Below are 18,997 nucleotides of genomic sequence, written 5' to 3' on the forward strand. Positions count from 1 at the left end.
ATTTGACCCTCTAAGCTGGGGCATTTTTTTTCAATTTCAAAATCCCTTAAAACTGAATGTGAAATTTTGGATTCAACTTTCACTGTCAATTATTGAGGGCAAAACAAAAAACCATCGAGCTGACTGGCTCGATGGTTTTCATTACAAATAGACCAGTTGTTCTGCTTTCTCTGGCACGGAGAAAAGATAAAGCATCCTGAAAGAAGCCAAGGATTAGTCTTTACTATCATCTGAAAATTCTTAAAAAGATAGATCGGCACCAGCAAGCAATTTCTACTTGAATAGTAAATACTATCCTGTTATTCTGAAACCTGTTTGGGCACAATTATCTGATCAGCATCCACTTTAAAATCATAGCGATTCATCTTTCCATTCCAGGTTTTTATTACAGGAACAATGCGGGTCCTTCTTGGAGTCACCTGATGCTCGCTATAGTGTACGTGATATACATAATACAACTCGCCATCAGGCCCATTAAATAAATCTCCATGACCAGAACCATTTTCGCCTACGATAGACCTATGCAAAATCGGGTTACCCTCATTTTTGATCCATGGCCCGTACGGTGAGTCTGCCACTGCATAACCCATAGCATAGTCAATGTTCATGAAGTGATTGGCCGAATAGAACAGATAGTATTTATCTTTTAGCTTAATCACCGTTGGCCCTTCCATGATTGGATCTGATTCGTAATTGGGTGTTGCCTCCCAAGGCTCTGTCTGATCAAAACATTTGGTAAGTGTCTCTGGCTTGATCACTCCATTCTTTAGGTCAAATTCCGCTACCCAGAGGAAGTTTCCATGGTCGAATCGAACATGATACAAATAATACTTACCATCATCATCTTTGAAAATGTAGGAATCAATATTTTTCTCCGAGCCATCGATTGGCCCTACTTCTCCCTGTCTAAACGGCTCCATCAGAGAATGGGATTTTGTTAATACCGTCTGCTCATTAGCTGTATGAGTCAGGTAGTAGGTAGCGCCTTCTTTCAGAATCTGTGGAGCCCAAAATCCTTTGGTTCCGAACGTTTGATCTCCCTGATTCAAAATCATGTACAGTGAGTCCCCTTGATTGCCTGGTACCACCCAGTTTTTTAAGTCTTTGGAGGTCAACACCGAAAAACCAAGGGGTGGCCTATTCTTGGTTCCCACGAGATAGTAGGTATCTTTTTCCTGATAGATTGTTGGGTCCGCCAAAAAAATCTCCTGCCTATTTTGAGCTAGCAAGTGGCTTGTTGCCAGTAACATGATGGAATAAATGATGTATTTCATAATATCTCTGCTTATTTCCTATTGGTTAATCTTCCTTCTCAATTCCAAATTCATCGACCAGCTGATCATACTCCAACCTACTAATGGTTATCATACATCCGTGACGCACTTTTTCGGGAAGCGAGTATTTGTCCCAGTCAGCGAAAAAGGTATATCCCGACGCCTGGTACCAGGGGCCACTTAGACTATCAGCTATGGAAAGGCCGTAAGATACACCTGGGTACTGTTCATAATATAAGTACCATACTTCTCCATTTGGCGATGGGATCAGCATGGGTGCCTCTCTGAAATTAGGACTAATGGGATCTGATAGATTATCATATGGGCCCAATGGCGACTCAGAATTCGCTATGCGGATGGTTTTGCCAGTCACCCAATCCAAAGTTGGGTAACGCTCATCTTTAATAATCGTCCAGTATTTCCCTTCTGCCTTTCTTATGAATACATCAATGGTACCCATATCCCAAGGCAATAGTCTCTCAGGGTACGCCGAAAAGGTTTTCAGGTCTTTGGAGGTGACATAAAGTGTGCGCTGACTTGCCCAGTACCGCTCAGGATTCTCCTTTGTTCCTTCCTGATGTGGAGTATGCCAGGTCATTACATACTCACCGGAGGCCTCATCATAATAGAGCTTTGGAGCTCCTATCCGCTGCAGTGCTTGTGAGTATCCGGGGGTTTTCTTCAGTTCGGGTATATAAACACTATGTGTCTTCCAGGTGATCAGATTCTCCGAAACCCAGATATTGATATCAGGAGAGGCATCGCTCCGGTTTCCAGCAATATAATAGCGCCCGTCATGTCCTTTGGTGATATCCGGGTGCCCTTTGTAGTCTTCAAATACACAATTGCCATCGTTCAAGCGGTACCAGTGCAGACCATCGAGACTCACGGAGTAGTACAACCGACCATAATCCTCATGGGTCATGTGAGCAAAGAGATATGCTTCGTTAACGGGCTGTTCTCCCACCTCAACTTGCCCTGGTGGATCTGGCTGTTGTGCCAGAAGCGAAAAAGCACTTATGCCGATCAGCGCGACAACTGTCAGGTACTTCATTTTGGATAGATTAGTGAGGGTTAGCTGCCCTTGGGCCCAAAGGCTTTGGAGCAGCATCACCAACAAACAGGTGTTTTTTCTTGATGTCATAGTATGGGATTAATTAGCAGGTATTTCGAGTTCTTCTTCTGGTCTTACTGGTTTTCCAAAATCCAGTTGTGATTTCCATTATCCGCTACATTTGTGGATGCGCAATTGCTAGGGACAAAAGAGATCAACCCTCAAATGGTTGATCTCTGAATTCAAATTACTGGATGATGATTTTTCTCGTGATGTTGTGTTCATCATTCTTAAAATTCACAAAATAAATTCCGGCACAGTAACCTGATAGATCTATATCAGCCTGACGGGCTCCATCATTTGAGTCAAAAACACGTACATAGACGCTTTGACCTGAGGTATTGACAATGGAAACCATGGCCTGACCGGCGACGGTCTGCTGATACTGAATACTTAACCGATCAGTAGCTGGGTTGGGATAAATATTAAACCTCATTTCGGAGGATAAAGTCGCCTCTGCAGTCATTCGCTGACTACTGGCCACTGTAGCCAATGCCCAGCGTTGGCAATCGCCACCCAGCCATTGGTACTGCTGCACATTGGCGCCATCGACTGTTGAGCAACCTGCCACATCAAGCACTTTTCCCCCATTCTTGGAAACTATTCGATAATAACCCGTCTCTACCTCCTCAAATCCCCAACGCTGACAATTTGCACCGGTAGAAGTCCATTGCTGTACATTCTGACCATTCACAGAAAGGCAGCCATTTACATCGAGAGCGAGTCCACTCTCATTAGAAGTGATCTCATAAAACCCATCAGCAGTGGCACTGACAGTCCATCGTTGACAGTTAGCTCCATTCCATGACCACTGCTGTACATTGGCTCCTACGGAACTCGAACAGCCAGATACATCCAGTACTTTTCCGCTGTTTTTGGAAGTGATACTGTACGAACCAGCAGCAATTTCATTAGGACTCACCGACTCTATCAACCACTGCTGACAGGTGCCTCCAAGCCACTCCCACTGTTGCACATTTTGCCCATCAGCTGTAGAACAAGCATCTACATCCAACACTTTTCCACTATTCTTGGACACGAGCTTATAATATCCGGCACCCACCGGCTCAATGAACCATCGTTGACAGTCCGCTCCGTTCCATGGCCACTGCTGCACATTACCGCCATTGGCTGTTGAGCAGCCGTTAATTTCCAGTACTTTTCCACTAATCTGAGAGGTGATTTTATATTCATTGTTACCCAGGTATTCGAGCTTCCAGCGTTGACAATCACCACCAACCCACGGCCACTGCTGCACATTGGCGCCATCAGCAGTAGAGCAGGCATTCACATCGAGCACTTTGCCGCTATGCCTGGCGGTAAGTCGGTAAACTCCATCTGCAACAGGTGCATTGAACGGGCCGATCCCCGAATATACCCGGCACTCCTTATTGGCCAGCTGAATAATCTCCGTGCCACCCGATCGTGATACGAATTGAGTGCTGTAATTGCCACAAGGATTGGTGCCATCACTTGGTGTGAAGAGGGGTGCCGCCCGCTCTGCCCAGGGCCCAGCCCCGTTGGTACTGTTGACCATGTAAGTCCTCCCGTTTTGAGCTACTTCGCTGTTGCTACCATTGCGGAGGACCTGACCTGCTACCAATAACTCACCGTTGGTGGTACCATTATCTATCCAGGTGACTGTGGGAGCATGCGAAAAATGATTACCCGAAACAGACTCTATCCGTGTGCCAACATTGGTGGGGCTACCCCAAGCCACCCCATCAGATGAGGTACGGTAAAATGCATCACAATTATACGTGGGCCCGCATATTTCGTAGACCATTACAAAATCTCCGTTGGGCAATTTAGAAACAGTAGGCATCCCGGGTCGTTGGTTGTTATCTGCTATCCCAATATCAATCGCTTCAGCGCCCCAGGTGGCTCCGCCATCAGTAGATACTTTGTGAGCTATCAATTGGTTATATCCTGAGCCCTTATGCTCTTCCGACGCATAAAACATTACTAATCGCCCATAGTCATCTATAATAAACTCTGCCTCCCATAGGCCCGTAAGTCCGGTCACCGGAGTGGAAAAATAGCTCCAGTTGTTGCCTTGATCGGTACTTTTATAGATTTTAATGGCCCTATTGGCTGGAGCCGGACCATCATGGGCCGATACCGCCCAAAACAAAGTGCCTGCGGCTGTAGAACCCAATGTTTGGGGCACTTCGTACAATTCGCTACAGCATGTATTGGCGTACTGTGACTCTGAGATCGTGGCGATCTGGGACCAGCTCAGTCCATCATTGGTGCTTTGATAAATATGCCCGGCTCCTATCACATCGAAGCTGGCAATCAAACGGCCGTTAGCGCTCCCATTGGCAGCAAGGCGAACAAGTCGTGGATAAAAGGAGGTAACATCCTCCAGTAAAGTCTCTTGAGCACTGGCAGTGCACAGAATAAATAGTAACAGTAGTGATGCAAGTCTTCTCATCATTCTTAAGTGTTAAAAAGTGAAATAAATAATTAACCACACCTGCTATTGATAGCACACCAGGGCCTGGTGCGCCTGTTCTTAATTTCAATTCATTGTAAGGTCTTTAATCTGGTCAACCTCTTCCTGACTGTATACAGAGCCATCCTTTCGGAAAATATCGTGAAACCAAACCTCCGGCTCCTCACCACTGGCTATCGGGGTATCCCAGGCATAAATGGTGTTGGACTTGCCGGCCACCAATCCCCAGTTATATGCAGCAATGTTATGTGCTTTGAGCATCGGCATGATGTCGGCAAAAGTGCTATTTCTAGTCCTGGCCATGTATTCGGTACAGAGCATTGGTTTACCATACTGCTTCAGGGTATCAATCATTGCGGCATGATGAGCACTGTCTTCGTAATTGTGATAGGTGATCACATCCGAATTGGCCAACTGATACTTATTGAGGTCGGTAAGCGAGCTATTCCACACGCCAGCAGAAAGTGGCTGAGAGGGATTTACCTCACGCCCCCACTGAAAAATACTAGTCAAAAGTGGCATAGATCGATTGCCATAGCCAGAGTTGCCGGGTTCGTTATAGACATCCCAAAGCACAATGCGTTCATCATTAGCGAAATGCTTCATCACGTCCTTCACATAAGCTTCCAATTGCTCCGACAATTGAGGTTCGTCATAGATCAGCTGCCCGGGATCCTGCACCCAGCCGGAGTTATGTGTGCCCGTTTTTGGCTCGGGCTGCGGGCCAGCCGCATAGGTATTATTCCAGCAGTCGTCAAAAAAGACAAACATGGTGGCGATGCCATGGCCATCAGCTGTCTTTAAGTACTGTTCCATTCGGTTTTTAAAACCTTCCGGATCTTGCTCCCATGCCAGGTGATGCAGGTAGACCCGCATAGAGTTCATTCCAATACCCGCTGCCCAGCCGAGCTCACGATCTATGGTTTCCAGATCAAAAGACTCAGCCTGCCAGGTTTCCAATTGATTGATGGCCGAACTTGGGTTGAAATTAGCTCCCCGGAGCCAGCCCCACTTTTCATACCACTGATTGGCTTGTTCTTTTGACCAAACAGCTCTCACTACGGGCTTTTCGATTAATTCTTTAGATTGTTCTTTGGGCGTGCTACAGGCAAATACCACCAATATGGTGAGTAGAAACAGTAGGTTGGATGGTTTTGACTTTATCATATCTTTTTTGTTTATTCTGTTAATTTCAATGCAGACCAGGTATATGGCTGATCTGGCTTGTTACTGGATAAATTTTCGGTATATGCGGCGGTGGCTGATTGCTCGTGCAACTGTACATGGTAGCCAATACGCTGATCCATGATAGGCAGATCACCCAGTTCACCCCATGGGATTTTGGTTTCCAAGACATAACCTTCGCTGGTGGTTTGAGCAAATATGATTGTCTCAGAGTCGTTGATAGTTTTCCATAACCCATGATCACCTATACTCCATTCCAAATCACCATTGTGATAAAACCGAAAGGCATAAACACCCTCCGCCGGTGCTTCATAAGATCGATTTTGAGGGTCCAGATACAGAGAAATACCATCTGTACCACGTACCTCCTGGTCTTTGACTATGGTCCTGAGGTACAGATATTGATCATCATAGGAGAATCTGAAACGAGCCTGAGTAGCTCCTCTCCCACCTATGAATACACTATCTGCAACTAGGAAATTTTCTGGGAAATCCTCATCAGATGACACAATTGCTTTAGGAACCTTAAGCACCGCTGGTATCACCACTCCTTTGATCATCCAGACCGCTATATTCGGACCAAAAGCATTGGTAGAGCCCAATGCAATCACCTCATGATCATTGATCACCCGAATGGAGTTCCAAAGACAGGTTTTTTCCGGGTTTTCGAAATAAAATGGCCGGCTCTTACGGCCAAATGACCAGGTATTCGCATCCCCAATGGCAACCACCATGTCTGACTGATCCCATTGGTTTCGTGCTCTGAACTCGTCGCTTTGATAAGACAACAACACCTCACCTCCTGGTAGCTGTTGGACATACGGCGCTCCGGCGTATTTGGTGCCTGCTATTCTGTTTTCACCCTCAAATAATGATTTTCGCGCTGAGGCCGACCCGCCAACAGGTGCTTGTGCCCAACTACCATCTTCACTTTCGATGATCACAGGCTTAAATTCAGGGGGCAAAACACCATTATCTTCTATAGACATAACCACCCGACCGTCGTTCAGGATCAGTGGTACAGGCATGCCGTCCCGGTGTCCACTCCTGAAACTGATAGTCTTTCCGTCAGACCATGTCAGCCCATCATCGATGGAGCTAAACATAGTTATTTCCTGCTCGGCACTATTGGTATAAGGCCCCTCATTGGCGATGTACAACTGTATTTCACCATTTGGAAATTGGATCTGAGCGGGTTCCCAACATCCATTTTCGAAAGCCGTGCCTGCCTGATAAACTTCTGTATAGACCGACCAGGTAACACCAAAATCCTGGCTCATCTTGATGCGTATTCCAAACCGGCTCCCAGTGGGTGCCTGAGCTCCCGGCCGCATGTTATAAGATACCATCACCGTACTATTTTGCAACTGGAGGATTTCCGGAACGGTGGCCAGGACTCCACCCTCGGGTGATGCTATTACCACATCCTCACTCCAGGTTTCGCCCTCATCCCAACTCTTGCGACCATGTATATGACCTTCACTTTCGTAGACGACAAACCATGAATCATCCTCCAATACTGACATGCGGGCATAACCACCGTATCCTGAACCAGCTGGAGACAGCTGCTGCCGGGTGGAATAATCCCAGGCCAACCTAATCCCATGAGTAGGCTCCTTACTACCCACCGATAGCTCGGGAATGGGTGCATCATTTTTGCAGGCTACTGAAGCGAGTAGAAGTAGAAAAAACGTACTTAATTGATAGTGCATAAGGAAAAATCAAAGACAGGGTAGCCACCGAAACAGACCATGGCAAACGATCCGTTTCGGCGCTACCCTACTCTATGAGAGAGGATTCAGTGAAAATTAATATTCTGCGTGCTGATCCAGGTTCGGGTTGTTTTCTACATCCACCTGTGGAATGGGCAGTCGGTGAGACTTACCCACTACGAAATTGTTAAAATCGGGATCTCTGAGTGCAATAGCATCCACTCTCGCCTGGGTATTAAGATCACCCCATCGCTTCAGATCCATCCAGCGGGTACTTTCTCCACAAAGCTCCAGTACGCGCTCCACTTTTAGCCGCTCAAGGAAAAGGTCTTGGTCCACCCCAATAGCTGGATAAGCGGTGGCCAAAGGAAGCATATTAGCTCTGGCACGTACTTCATCTACATACTGATAGGCCTGCGCTGTATTTCCCAACTCATTGAGTACTTCAGCATACAAGAGCAGGATGTCTGCATAGCGGATCAGCCTCAGGTTTACCTGTGAGAAGTAATCCTCATTGTCTCGGTAATAATCCCGCTGATATTTCCTGAAGTAAGCATCATCAGGTCCCCACTGCCAGTCGCGACCATAGGTTTTGTCTCCGAAATCAGCCTCCAGCTCTGAATATATCGCAGAGTGTCTCAGTCTTTCATCCAAATTGCCATCCTGATCGAGTTCTTTCTTAAACTCATCCACTACCCAATGTCTTAACTGACCATCTGACCATCCAATGCCCCCAGGTGCAAAAAATTGCGCTCGGTTATTTCCCATACTGGCATTGGGTACTTCTCCATCACCTCCACCAAAATTGGCATCCGAAAACTGTATTTCGAATACGGATTCGGCGTTATTCTCATTGAGGTGGGTAAAGTTGTCTTTGAAGTTTGGTACCAATGAGTACAGCCCGCTGCCCTCCCCTGTAAAGAAGTAATCAAGAGCAGTTTTGGCGTCATTCCACATATGCTGCTGCATATAGGTTTTGGCGATAAATGCCTGGGCCGCGCCTTTGGTAGGTCTCCCTACATTGGCATCATCCCAGGAAGGCGGCAGCACGGCTAATGCTTCGGTCATGTCGGTCACTACCTGCTCCCATATCTCCGCCTGAGTTCTTTTTTCCGGCAGGTCTTCAGGGCTAGAAGGCTCTAAAACAATGGGTGCGTCCTCCCACAAATTGGCGATATTGAAGTAGTAAAACCCTCTAAAAAACTTGGCCTGAGCCAAAATCAGTTGCTTCTCGGTCTCATCCATATCGATATCCGGCACGTTGGCCAACACCTGATTGCAACGATAGATAGCCTTATAGTGATCTCTCCAGGTCTGCACCTGTCCTTCCCAGAAGTTATAGTTGATATACTGAAAGCGTGTCCAATCCGCCAGCTCTATCCAGGGACTCTTGCTATAGCCAATATCTGAGGTCAGGTCATATCGGAAATAAATCCACCTGCTCCAAAGTCCTGGCTTGTACTGCATGGCGTAGATGGCATTGACACCCAATCTGGCATCTTCGGCTGAGGCCCAAAACTGATCCTCAGTAAGTGTATTTGGATTTTTGACGTCCAACAGGTCCTCATCACAGCTATAAAGTGTCAATCCGACCACTACTAGAAATATATATTTAAGATTTTTCATTTCGCTTTGATGTTTTATTTAAAATCCAAAATTCAGACCCATAGAAAAGGTTTTCACATTGGGAAAGGCCCCCAGATCAAACCCTCGCTCATAGATACCCGGGCCTCGAAACTCAGGATCCAGGCCACTGTACTTGGTGAGGGTGATCAAGTTTTGACCGGAGATTGATACCTGCGCTGTTTCGAACCCAATGCGCTCTACCCAGGCGCTGGGCAGGTTATAAGCCAGGCTGATGAACTTCATCCTCGCAAAATTTCCGTTCTCCAACCATCGATCCGTATCACCTCTAGAATTGAGGGTGGTCCCGTAATAGGCCCTGGGCACGTCCGTATCGGGATTTTCAGGGGTCCAGGGTTTAATTCCGGCCGGGTAGTTGGAGTTGTCATCAAATCGCCCCATCAAAGACATGGGACCATTGTAGACGGTAGCGCCTAATGAACTGAACCATGTCATGGAAAACTCAAAGTTTTGGTACGACGCATTAAAGTTGAAACCAAGCTCTATATCCGCCCATGGGTTGCCCATTACTACTTTATCGTCATTTGTAATCTGGCCGTCACCATTGTGATCTACGAAGCGGATATCGCCCGGCTGTGCTCCAGGCTGAATGATCTGACCGTCGGTCGTGTGTCCCTCTATATCCTGAGTGGTCTGAAATAGACCATCTGTCTCCAGCACGTACCACATCCCGATGGGTTGTCCCACTTCTGTCACGGTATTGCCTACGTAGATGTCATTTCTACCATAGCCCAGGCTGAGCACCTCATTTTTGATAGTAGTAACATTCAGCGTGGTGTTGTATTTGAATGCTTTCTCTGCTTCAGAGTAAGTCAGTGATAGCTCAAATCCTGAATTTTTCAGCGAGGCTGCATTTACAACAGGGTTGCCCCCATCGTTACCAGTGGTCAACGTGATTGGTGCCTCTGTGAGTACATCTTTGGTCTCGGAGATGTAATATTCAGCTGTAGCGGTAAGTTTGTTTTTCAACAAGCCAAGATCCAGGCCGAAGTTCTTCTGGGTCAGTGTTTCCCATCTCAAATTATTGTTGGCCAATCGGATATTTGTTCCACCTGGTTCTATGTGCTGATCCCGTCCCATGGCGATGGTCGGAAAAGTATTGATGGTCTGCTGATAATCCCAGTAGCCAATATTGCTACTCCCCAGCGTACCATAGTTTGCTCTTAGCTTCAGGTTGCTGATCAGGCTGCTATTGAAAAATGCCTCGTCGCTGATTCTCCATGCTGCTGCCAGGGATGGAAAGCTTGACCATCTGTTATCCTTGCTTAGTCTGGAAGTACCATCCTTTCTAAACACAGCATTCAGAATGTATTTATTGTCATAGGTATAGTTGATCCTACCCAGATACGAAATCAATACTGCCTCCTGTCTAAACCCTGTAACTACTGCCTGATCTCCCTGATCCAACACGGTATAGTACTGGCCTGTGGTCGGATTCTGAGGAAGGTTGCGCTTTACCCCTTCCATTCTGGCATATTTGTCATTTTGAAAGGTCTGCCCCAGTAGAACGTCAACCTGATGTTTGCCAAAGTCCTTGTTGAAATTAAGGGTGTTTTCCACCAAAAGCGTACTTGATTCACCTCTATTCTCAATAGCTATGGAAGGATCATAAGGCTGATTCAGGGTCCAATTACCCTCCTTTCTCAGGAACTGATAATGATCATTGCTCCTTTCATAACCCATGTTTACCCGGTATTTGAGTGAGGGCAAAAACTGCAACTCAGACCAAACATTGCCGCGCACCCTGAAATTAGCATTGGTGCGGTCTTCCAGCTCAGCAATAGCAACTGGGTTGGTGCCAAATGTACGAGCACGTGCCTCATTCCCATAGCCATAGCCACCAGGGTTGTTTTCATCATACACAGGAATAGTAGGCATCAATCTGATCACATCAAAGATTGGATTTCCTGACATTTCATCTGCTTGAGCATTGGTGATAGCGATGTTTTCCCCAACACTAAAAATTCCTTTTTTCGCTGACGTATTCACCCTGAAGCTCATTCGTTCAAAGCCCGTGCTGATAACCGTGCCTTTGTTTTCGAAATAGTTGCCTGAGATCAGGTAGTTGCCATTGGGGCCGCCACCAGAAAAGGACAAGTTATAATCCTGAATTCTCCCTGACTGAAAGGCTTCATCCTGCCAATCGGTATCATTAGTCAGATCATGATCCTGTCTGGGTACGCCGGCATTGTCATAAGCCATATTATTGAGTTGGATATACTCATCACGATCTGCCAGCTCATACCTCGGGATCTGTTGTACCCCGGTTTTTCCCGAAAACTTGACCTGAAGTGGGCCTTCCCGCCCCTTTTTGGTAGTAATAATGATCACACCATTGGCCGCTCTGGATCCGTAAATAGCCGCTGCAGACGCATCCTTCAGAATCTGAATGGATTCGATATCGTTGGGATTGAAGTCACGGTTGGCCGTGGTGATCATCCCGTCAATTACGTACAGTGGAGGCTGATTGCTGAAGTTACTCAGCCCACGAATTTGAATTTGAGCTTCGCTACCCGGCTGGCCTCCTCCTCTGATATTTACGCCAGTGGCAAGTCCCTGCATAGCTTCCGCTACAGTGGTAGCTTGTCTCTTTTGCAACTCTTCAGTATCAACTACGGACACTGCCCCTGTTAAATCTGCTTTCTTTTGCTCTCCGTAACCGATCACCACTACCTCCTGCAAACTTGTGTAATCAGGCTCCAGCGTGATGTCAAAATTAGTACGATCACCCACCGTAACCTCCTGGGTATGATAGCCTACAAATGAGATAAGCAAGCTGGCTTCCTCTGACACTTCGATCTTAAACTGTCCGTCAATGTCAGTGATGGTACCATTGGTAGTGCCTTTTTCTACAATAGTAGCACCAGGCAATCCTTCTTCATTCTCGTCAATAACCCGTCCGGAAATCTCTCGTTTGACATACACCACTTCTGACACTACCGGCAGCTTCTCTGCCTCATTTACCTTCTTGATGGTAATGGTCTCATTGATCCGCCTGAGTGAAACCCGTGCCTGCACGGAGATTTCTTTCAGCAGATCATCCATATTCCACTTACCTGTTGTTAGGTAAATACTTTTGTCCTTTAACTCCCTTTTGGAGTACGCAAAGGAAAACTCACTGGAACCTTCGATCTCTTCCAAAAGATCAATGAGTCTCTTCCCTTCGTAATTCAATTCGAAGCTGATCTCGCTCAGGTATTTACGCTGAGCGGAGGTCTCATATGCGAACGCCATGGTGAGCGAATAGCACATGATAATCGCATAAATCGCAATTTTGGACATGCGAATGATTAATTTTTGTAATTTTGCATGCATAGAGTTTTTGTTTAAGTCAGAAACTTTTCCGAGAGCTGAGAACCTTTCCCCAAAGTCCTCTCAGCTTTCTTTTTTTATATATTAGGTTTACTTGATAATTACTTTTTTTCCATCTATTTCATATTCAAAATCATAAGCATAGGATAAGCTCTCCAAAACGGCTTTCAGTGTCGGATTTTTATATCGAGCAGTAAAAGCCTTTTTGTAATCCAGTTCGCGCTTAATCTCAAACTTCACATCATACCACCTGGAAAGTTCCTTGATAATATCCTTAATACCCCGATCTTCAAAAATCAGCGCCTGATCCATCCAGCCGAAAACCTGTTGGCTGTCCTCTATCCTCTTTTTGTCAAAGAAATTGCTCCCCGTGGTGTACACGACCATTTCGTCAGGCACCAACACCACATCTGATTCAGAAAACGAACTTTCTACCGAGACGCTACCAGTTTTCACGGCTACTTCTATCTGCTCAGCATCTGGATATGAGCGCACATTGAACGAAGTTCCTAGCACCTGCACATTTACTTCGCCGGATTTGATTTTGAAAGGCCGTGACTCATCCCTTGCCACATCAAAAAAGGCCTCCCCTACCAAAGTAACTTCCCGTTTGCTCTCAGAGAAGACCTTAGGATAAGAGAGCATACTTCCAGAATTCAGTTTTACTATGGTGCCATCCGATAGCTCAAAGGTCAGTTTCTGACCATTGGCCGCTTCTTTCTCTATCTGAACCTCCTGCGTGGCTACATGGCTGGTTTCAGCCGAGTTGGTAGCATCCCACACAAGATAGAGTCCAATTCCCAAAACCATGACTGCCGCCACCCTGATCAGATAGTCAAAAGCTCCAAGCGATCTTTCTTTTGGCAACTCATGAGAGGGCGTAGCACTGTTGACAATGCGATCAAGCACGGCTGATTTTGAAGTGAGAATCTCGTCAGCCGACAATTTCCAATCTGCCACAATGTTCTCAAACACTTTGCGATTGAGAGCGTCCTCCTCCAGCCAAGACTTGAGCTTCACCTCCTCCTCTCGGGTGAGATCGTTTATTAGATATTTTGAAATAAGGTGCTCCATTGTATTTTAATCCTTACACCTAGAAGAGTCAATTCACCGTGGAAATACTGACGAGATTGCAAACAAATACAATATAAACACCACATAACCCAATACACTATTACATTTCATAATGAAAGGCTTATTCTGTTAAAAATATTAAAACAAAGGGTTTTACTAAAGCTGAGCCAACAGGGTGCTAATGACGAGGGCTGATAAGGAACCAATGCTGGTGAAGAAGTGGTAGTTTTTATCAGATTCCTTAAAGTGTTCCCGTAGTCCTTCTTTGATTTTTCGGAGCGCTAAATGCAAGTGGCTCTCCACTGTGCGTTTGGAGATCCCCAGCTCATCTGCAATCTGTTGATTGGTGTAGCCCTTGTTTTTGGCCAGGTCATACACCACCCGATTGTGCAGCGACAAATCGGAAAGAATGGTAGTCACCAACTCATCCAATTCCTTCCCTAAGAGGAGGTTTTCAGGGTCCACGGCATCTGAGATCTGCAGAGTTTCATCATAATTGGAATAAGAGAAACGTCGCAAATCTTTGGAAGCCATGCGTATGGCCAAATGCTTTACGGAGACGTGCAGATAAGAGCCTAACTCCTGTATATTGGAATAATCCGGACGCTTGTTCCAGATGTTGAGAAAGACTTCTGATACAACATCCTCGGCGAGTTGCTTGTCCTTGGTGATCGAAAACGCATACCTAAAGAGACGTTCGAAGTTGGCTTCATAGACCTCTTCGAACCATCCCTTGAATGAATCGTCATCAGAAAGCTTCCGTATGTTCGTTTTCTTTGTCAAAAGAGTTGATTATGAACCTCTCAAAACTCCGGGATTTTGATCCACTTGTTTTGAATTCAATCGGAAAAATAAGAAAGATTATTAGAAATTTATCACTGATTTGAAAATTCCCCCACCTGACACCTAGCTGATTTAGGTGGATTACTGGTGTGCTCCGAGCAGGATACACTCGCATGCGCTCATAAAAAAAAGCATGAACAACGGAGCTGATGCTCCGTTACCCATGCCCTCATTCAAATATCTGTTAATGACTTACTTATGCCATAAATTCTCAATCTCTTCCAGGCTCTTGCCTTTGGTTTCGGGGACAAACTTCCATACAAACCAGGCAGCGATGAAGCCAATGATTCCATAAATCCAGTAAGCAAAACCATGATTGAATTTTTCCACCAACCAGGAATTGTTATTCATCATCGGGAAAGTCTGTGAAACCACAAAGTTGGAAATCCACTGAGCGGCTACCGCGAAAGCCATGGCCTTGTCTCGGATGGTATTGGGGAAAATCTCTGAAAGTAATACCCAAGTAACAGGCCCCCAGGAGATGGCAAAAGCAGCTACATAAAGCATCATAAACACCAAAGAGCCCACACCCATGGCATCCATAGAGAAGGTAAGTCCAAGCCCCACCATGCTGACACCCATCGCCAGACCTCCTATGATCTGGAGTGGCTTTCTGCCGAGCTTATCTACCAGCAGTATAGCAATGACCGTGAACAACAAATTGACGGCACCTACCACGATGGTCTGGAGCAATGCCGCATTGGTGCCGGAGCCTGCATTCTTGAAAATTTCCGGTGCATAATAAAGAACGACATTGATCCCGACAAACTGCTGAAACATGGACAACAGCAAGCCAATGAAAATAACCACAAAACCAAACGACCAAAGCGCACTGCTCTTGTTGAGGTTTATAGCATCTTTGATTTCTTTAAAAACCTCGTTGGCAATCTTTTCTCCATTGATATTTTTCAGGATCTGTAAAGAATCTTCATACTTTCCCCTCAGGGCCAGCCATCTTGGACTTTTAGGAATGGTGAAAAGAAAGGTGATAAACAAGGTAGCAGGAATCAGTTCAGAAGCAAACATCCATCTCCAACCAACCCTTTCCAGCCACTGATCGTCCCCTTGAAGGGAGATGTAGTAGTTGACAAAATAAACCACCAGCATCCCGAAGATGATGGCAAACTGATTCCAGGAAACGAAAAATCCACGCTTATCAGCCGGAGACACCTCGGCCAGGTACATAGGTGAAAGCATAGAGGCAATACCCACACCAAGCCCACCGATGATCCTATAGACCACAAAATGGGTTAGAAAAGTATGGTCACCATCTCCTATAGCCCTGAAACCTAACTCAGGAACGGCAGAGCCCAGTGCCGAGATGGCAAACAATCCGGCGGCCAGCATCAATCCGCCTCTCCTTCCTAGTCTGTGGGCAATGAGTCCGCCTATGGCCCCGCCAATGATACATCCTATCAAAGCGCTGGAGACTGCAAAGCCAAGCAGAGAGTTGGACGAGAGCTCATCTAATCCCCGCGGATCCACAAAAAAAGCCTGCAGTGAACCCACGGTACCAGAGATCACAGCTGTGTCATAGCCAAAGAGCAACCCTCCGAGGGTTGCCACAAGTGCTATCGACTTGATATTTGTTTTAGGTCTTTCTGTCATTATTAAATTCTGTTAGGTTTTGTTTTTAAATCGCTTGTTGGGAATCCGACTATATCAATATCAATAAAAGCTTCTTCACCTCCGTACCCGGAGCATATCCAACATCCTAAAATAGGTATGTCAAAGGAAACAAGTCGCAATCATTCAGCTGAGGGCATAACCAAATGACCAATGAGCCCCAAATTAGAGACATATTAATCCTTTGATCGTTCATATTCAGATCTTTTACAATCATGTCCGTCTCACTAAAAGAAAAGGATGGAGGTTTAATCCACCCTTTTCGAGAAGTATGAAGAAGGGTCTTTAAAATTTTCTTGACAGAATATCCTCAGACACCACTAAAGGCACTGAACCCACCATCCACTGGCAACACCACACCTGTGATAAAACTGGCAGAATCTGAACACAAAAACTGCACAGCACCAGCAAGCTCCCTGATCTCGCCAAACCTACCCATGGGCGTTTTGTTGATGACCTTTTTACTTCTGTCCGTCAATGACCCATCAGGATTGAGCAACAGTTCTCTATTCTGATCTCCTATAAAAAATCCGGGAGCTATCGCATTCACACGCACTTTATCCCCATATTTTCTGGCCAGCTCACAAGCCATCCACCTTGTGAAGGTATTTACACCAGACTTAGCAATAGAGTATCCAAGCACTCTGGTAATAGCCGAATAGGTGGCCATAGAGGAAATATTAATGATACTTCCTGACCCGTTTTCAGCAATGGACCTACCAAAAACCAACGAAGGGTAAACAGTCCCTTTCAGGTTGAGATCCATGGCCTGGTCAATGGCCTCAATTTTCAAATCAAAAATCTGCTGATCATGAGACTGAGTTGCTCCGGGAATATTACCCCCGGCGGCATTGATCAGAATATCAATCCTGCCGAACTCATCCAGAATGAGCTTATTGGTTTCTTCCAACTCCTTAACATTCAACACATCACAGACCCGCCCCATCACATCCGGGGTGATTTTCTTAAGTTCCGCTACACGTTGGTCTATTTTGGTTTGGTCCCGGTTTAGAATAACAAGCTTACATTTGGCCTCAGCCAGACTTCTCGCCAGCGTACTCCCGATCACCCCGGCTCCTCCGGTAATTATTACTACTTTCCCTGATAAGTCAAATAAATTCATTATTTGGTTGATACGATTTTAAAGAATTGTGTTCTATTCATGAGACCAATATTTTAAGATTGGAAATTCAACACCTGCAGAAACACGCAAGATATCACGCTTTCCATGTTTCATTCGATAAACAAAAGTTTAGATGCTCTCTTTTTACCTAAAAAAATAGGAACTCAACAGTTGTCTGCTTAAAATACTCAACAATACACCTTCTGCAACACAATTGATTGCCTTTTATGTGACCCAATATTGGTTTTCAATATCATTTTCGAAAGGTATAATACTTTTTTGAATTACGCAATCGGTTGTGTAATTTAATCGTACAATTAAGCACAATGAATCCCCACAACCGTTTTTTTGCTATCTTTAGGTGTTTGAAATTATGATATTTTTGGATGGAAATTCCACGCGATGAAGAAGAATAACAAAGAGATAACCATATATGACATTGCCAAAGAACTGAATGTGTCACCGTCCACCGTATCCCGGGCCCTCAAAGATCACCACAGCATCGGAAAAAAGACTAAAAAAGCCGTTCTCAAACTCGCTCAAGAGCGGGGCTACCAACCCAACACCATTGCCGCGAGCCTCCGGAGCAACAAAACCACCACTATTGGAGTCATCATCTCCTGGATCAACAAGCCTTTTATCTCCTCAATGATCAGCGGTGTAGAAATAGCTGCCAACAAAGCAGGCTACAATGTAATCATTTCACAATCACATGATAATTATGAACATGAAGTAGCCAACGCTCAGGCGCTTTTTGCCAGCCGTATACAGGGACTAGTGGTGTCTTTGGCAATGGAAACTACCAACTATGACCACTTTCAGCAGTTTGTGCAGAAGAATATCCCACTGGTTTTTGTAGACAGGGTAACGGAGGAACTTAACGCTGACAAGGTGATTATTGACAACTTTTTGGCCGGATTCAAAGCTACGGAACACTTGATTCAGGAAGGATGCAAAAGAATTGCCCATATTGGAGGTGCCCAGCACAGAAATGTATACCGTGAGCGAAGGGAAGGCTACCTGGCAGCATTGAAACAATACAATATGGAAATCAATGAAGATTACATCATAGAAAACCCAGCACTGAGTTCGGAGGAAGGTCATAGGGAAAGTGAATACCTGATGAATCTACCCAACAGACCAGATGGCGTTTTTTGCGCCAATGATACCTCGGCTGTAAGCGTAATCCAATATGCAAGAAAAGCAGGGATCAAGGTGCCACAGGAGCTGGCCGTTATCGGGTTTAACAATGATCCGGTCACAACCATTATAGACCCCCCGCTCTCCACAGTAACCCACCCAGCCATAGAAATGGGCAAATTAGCAGCCATGCAAGTACTCGGGTATAAGGAACACAAAGAAATCGTCAGGTCCCAAACCATCGTACTGGAGACCGAACTTTTAATCAGAGAGTCTTCTTCAAGGAAAAAGTATCACCCCACTCCAATCGTTTAATTCCACAGAGATCTTCCCTTAAATCAAGCAAAAAAATCAATCGGTTGCTTGATGATATTTATGTTTCACCTACACATACAAACCTTTATCAACTTATTTTATATATTTAAAAAATCAATCGATTGACTAGCGTGAGGGCCAGCATGAATCTTCCCTTATGCCACAAAGAAATTCACA

The 18,997-nt window shown here is 45.5% G+C and carries 12 protein-coding genes; 1 reads left to right on the top strand and 11 read right to left on the bottom strand.

The features are described 5' to 3' along the window. Positions 1 to 299: 299 nt before the first annotated feature. The 11 genes from ACHKAR_RS19880 to ACHKAR_RS19930 form a co-directional block, all read right to left on the bottom strand. Positions 300 to 1,274 (bottom strand): glycoside hydrolase family 43 protein, encoded by a 975-nt coding sequence (locus ACHKAR_RS19880; protein WP_395419124.1) that lies wholly within the window; start codon positions 1,272 to 1,274, stop codon positions 300 to 302. Between the two features lie 25 nt (positions 1,275 to 1,299). Next, the gene (locus tag ACHKAR_RS19885) at positions 1,300 to 2,418 is read right to left on the bottom strand and encodes a glycoside hydrolase family protein (protein ID WP_395419125.1); all 1,119 of its coding nucleotides are present in this window, start codon (positions 2,416 to 2,418) and stop codon (positions 1,300 to 1,302) included. A gap of 157 nt (positions 2,419 to 2,575) precedes the next feature. Continuing rightward, complete coding sequence (locus tag ACHKAR_RS19890; RefSeq protein WP_395419126.1) at positions 2,576 to 4,828, bottom strand: RICIN domain-containing protein; 2,253 nt, start codon at positions 4,826 to 4,828, stop codon at positions 2,576 to 2,578. 84 nt (positions 4,829 to 4,912) lie between these two features. Then, positions 4,913 to 6,013, bottom strand: coding sequence for a glycoside hydrolase family 2 TIM barrel-domain containing protein (locus ACHKAR_RS19895; RefSeq protein WP_395419127.1), 1,101 nt, complete (start codon positions 6,011 to 6,013; stop codon positions 4,913 to 4,915). Positions 6,014 to 6,024: 11 nt separating this feature from the next. After that, positions 6,025 to 7,743, bottom strand: coding sequence for a sugar-binding protein (locus ACHKAR_RS19900; protein WP_395419128.1), 1,719 nt, complete (start codon positions 7,741 to 7,743; stop codon positions 6,025 to 6,027). 96 nt (positions 7,744 to 7,839) lie between these two features. After that, entirely contained in the window at positions 7,840 to 9,369 is a 1,530-nt protein-coding gene (locus ACHKAR_RS19905; RefSeq protein ID WP_395419129.1) for a RagB/SusD family nutrient uptake outer membrane protein, read from the bottom strand. 18 nt (positions 9,370 to 9,387) lie between these two features. Next, the gene (locus ACHKAR_RS19910) at positions 9,388 to 12,702 is read right to left on the bottom strand and encodes a SusC/RagA family TonB-linked outer membrane protein (RefSeq protein WP_395419130.1); all 3,315 of its coding nucleotides are present in this window, start codon (positions 12,700 to 12,702) and stop codon (positions 9,388 to 9,390) included. A gap of 87 nt (positions 12,703 to 12,789) precedes the next feature. Then, complete coding sequence (locus ACHKAR_RS19915; protein WP_159581673.1) at positions 12,790 to 13,773, bottom strand: FecR family protein; 984 nt, start codon at positions 13,771 to 13,773, stop codon at positions 12,790 to 12,792. Between the two features lie 156 nt (positions 13,774 to 13,929). After that, positions 13,930 to 14,556, bottom strand: a complete 627-nt coding sequence (locus ACHKAR_RS19920) for an RNA polymerase sigma factor (protein WP_395419131.1) — start codon at positions 14,554 to 14,556, stop codon at positions 13,930 to 13,932. A gap of 252 nt (positions 14,557 to 14,808) precedes the next feature. Then, the gene (gene xylE, locus ACHKAR_RS19925; protein ID WP_395419132.1) at positions 14,809 to 16,224 is read right to left on the bottom strand and encodes a D-xylose transporter XylE; all 1,416 of its coding nucleotides are present in this window, start codon (positions 16,222 to 16,224) and stop codon (positions 14,809 to 14,811) included. 328 nt (positions 16,225 to 16,552) lie between these two features. After that, the gene (locus ACHKAR_RS19930; protein ID WP_159581679.1) at positions 16,553 to 17,365 is read right to left on the bottom strand and encodes an SDR family oxidoreductase; all 813 of its coding nucleotides are present in this window, start codon (positions 17,363 to 17,365) and stop codon (positions 16,553 to 16,555) included. Positions 17,366 to 17,767: 402 nt separating this feature from the next. On the opposite strand from ACHKAR_RS19930, the gene ACHKAR_RS19935 reads away from it, so the two are divergent. Then, on the top strand, positions 17,768 to 18,820 hold the full coding sequence (locus ACHKAR_RS19935) for a LacI family DNA-binding transcriptional regulator (RefSeq protein WP_159581681.1): 1,053 nt from the start codon (positions 17,768 to 17,770) through the stop codon (positions 18,818 to 18,820). The last annotated feature ends 177 nt before the right edge of the window (positions 18,821 to 18,997 follow it).

It is taken from the genome of Marinoscillum luteum (assembly GCF_044005705.1).
GTDB lineage: Bacteria > Bacteroidota > Bacteroidia > Cytophagales > Cyclobacteriaceae > Marinoscillum > Marinoscillum luteum.

Bases quoted from the DNA above. Each gene is read 5' to 3' on its own strand.
- ACHKAR_RS19880 (WP_395419124.1), bottom strand. From the start codon at position 1,274: ATGAAATACATCATTTATTCCATCATGTTACTGGCAACAAGCCACTTG.
- ACHKAR_RS19885 (WP_395419125.1), bottom strand. From the start codon at position 2,418: ATGACATCAAGAAAAAACACCTGTTTGTTGGTGATGCTGCTCCAAAGC.
- ACHKAR_RS19890 (WP_395419126.1), bottom strand. From the start codon at position 4,828: ATGATGAGAAGACTTGCATCACTACTGTTACTATTTATTCTGTGCACT.
- ACHKAR_RS19895 (WP_395419127.1), bottom strand. From the start codon at position 6,013: ATGATAAAGTCAAAACCATCCAACCTACTGTTTCTACTCACCATATTG.
- ACHKAR_RS19900 (WP_395419128.1), bottom strand. From the start codon at position 7,743: ATGCACTATCAATTAAGTACGTTTTTTCTACTTCTACTCGCTTCAGTA.
- ACHKAR_RS19905 (WP_395419129.1), bottom strand. From the start codon at position 9,369: ATGAAAAATCTTAAATATATATTTCTAGTAGTGGTCGGATTGACACTT.
- ACHKAR_RS19910 (WP_395419130.1), bottom strand. From the start codon at position 12,702: ATGCATGCAAAATTACAAAAATTAATCATTCGCATGTCCAAAATTGCG.
- ACHKAR_RS19915 (WP_159581673.1), bottom strand. From the start codon at position 13,773: ATGGAGCACCTTATTTCAAAATATCTAATAAACGATCTCACCCGAGAG.
- xylE (WP_395419132.1), bottom strand. From the start codon at position 16,224: ATGACAGAAAGACCTAAAACAAATATCAAGTCGATAGCACTTGTGGCA.
- ACHKAR_RS19930 (WP_159581679.1), bottom strand. From the start codon at position 17,365: ATGAATTTATTTGACTTATCAGGGAAAGTAGTAATAATTACCGGAGGA.
- ACHKAR_RS19935 (WP_159581681.1), top strand. From the start codon at position 17,768: ATGAAGAAGAATAACAAAGAGATAACCATATATGACATTGCCAAAGAA.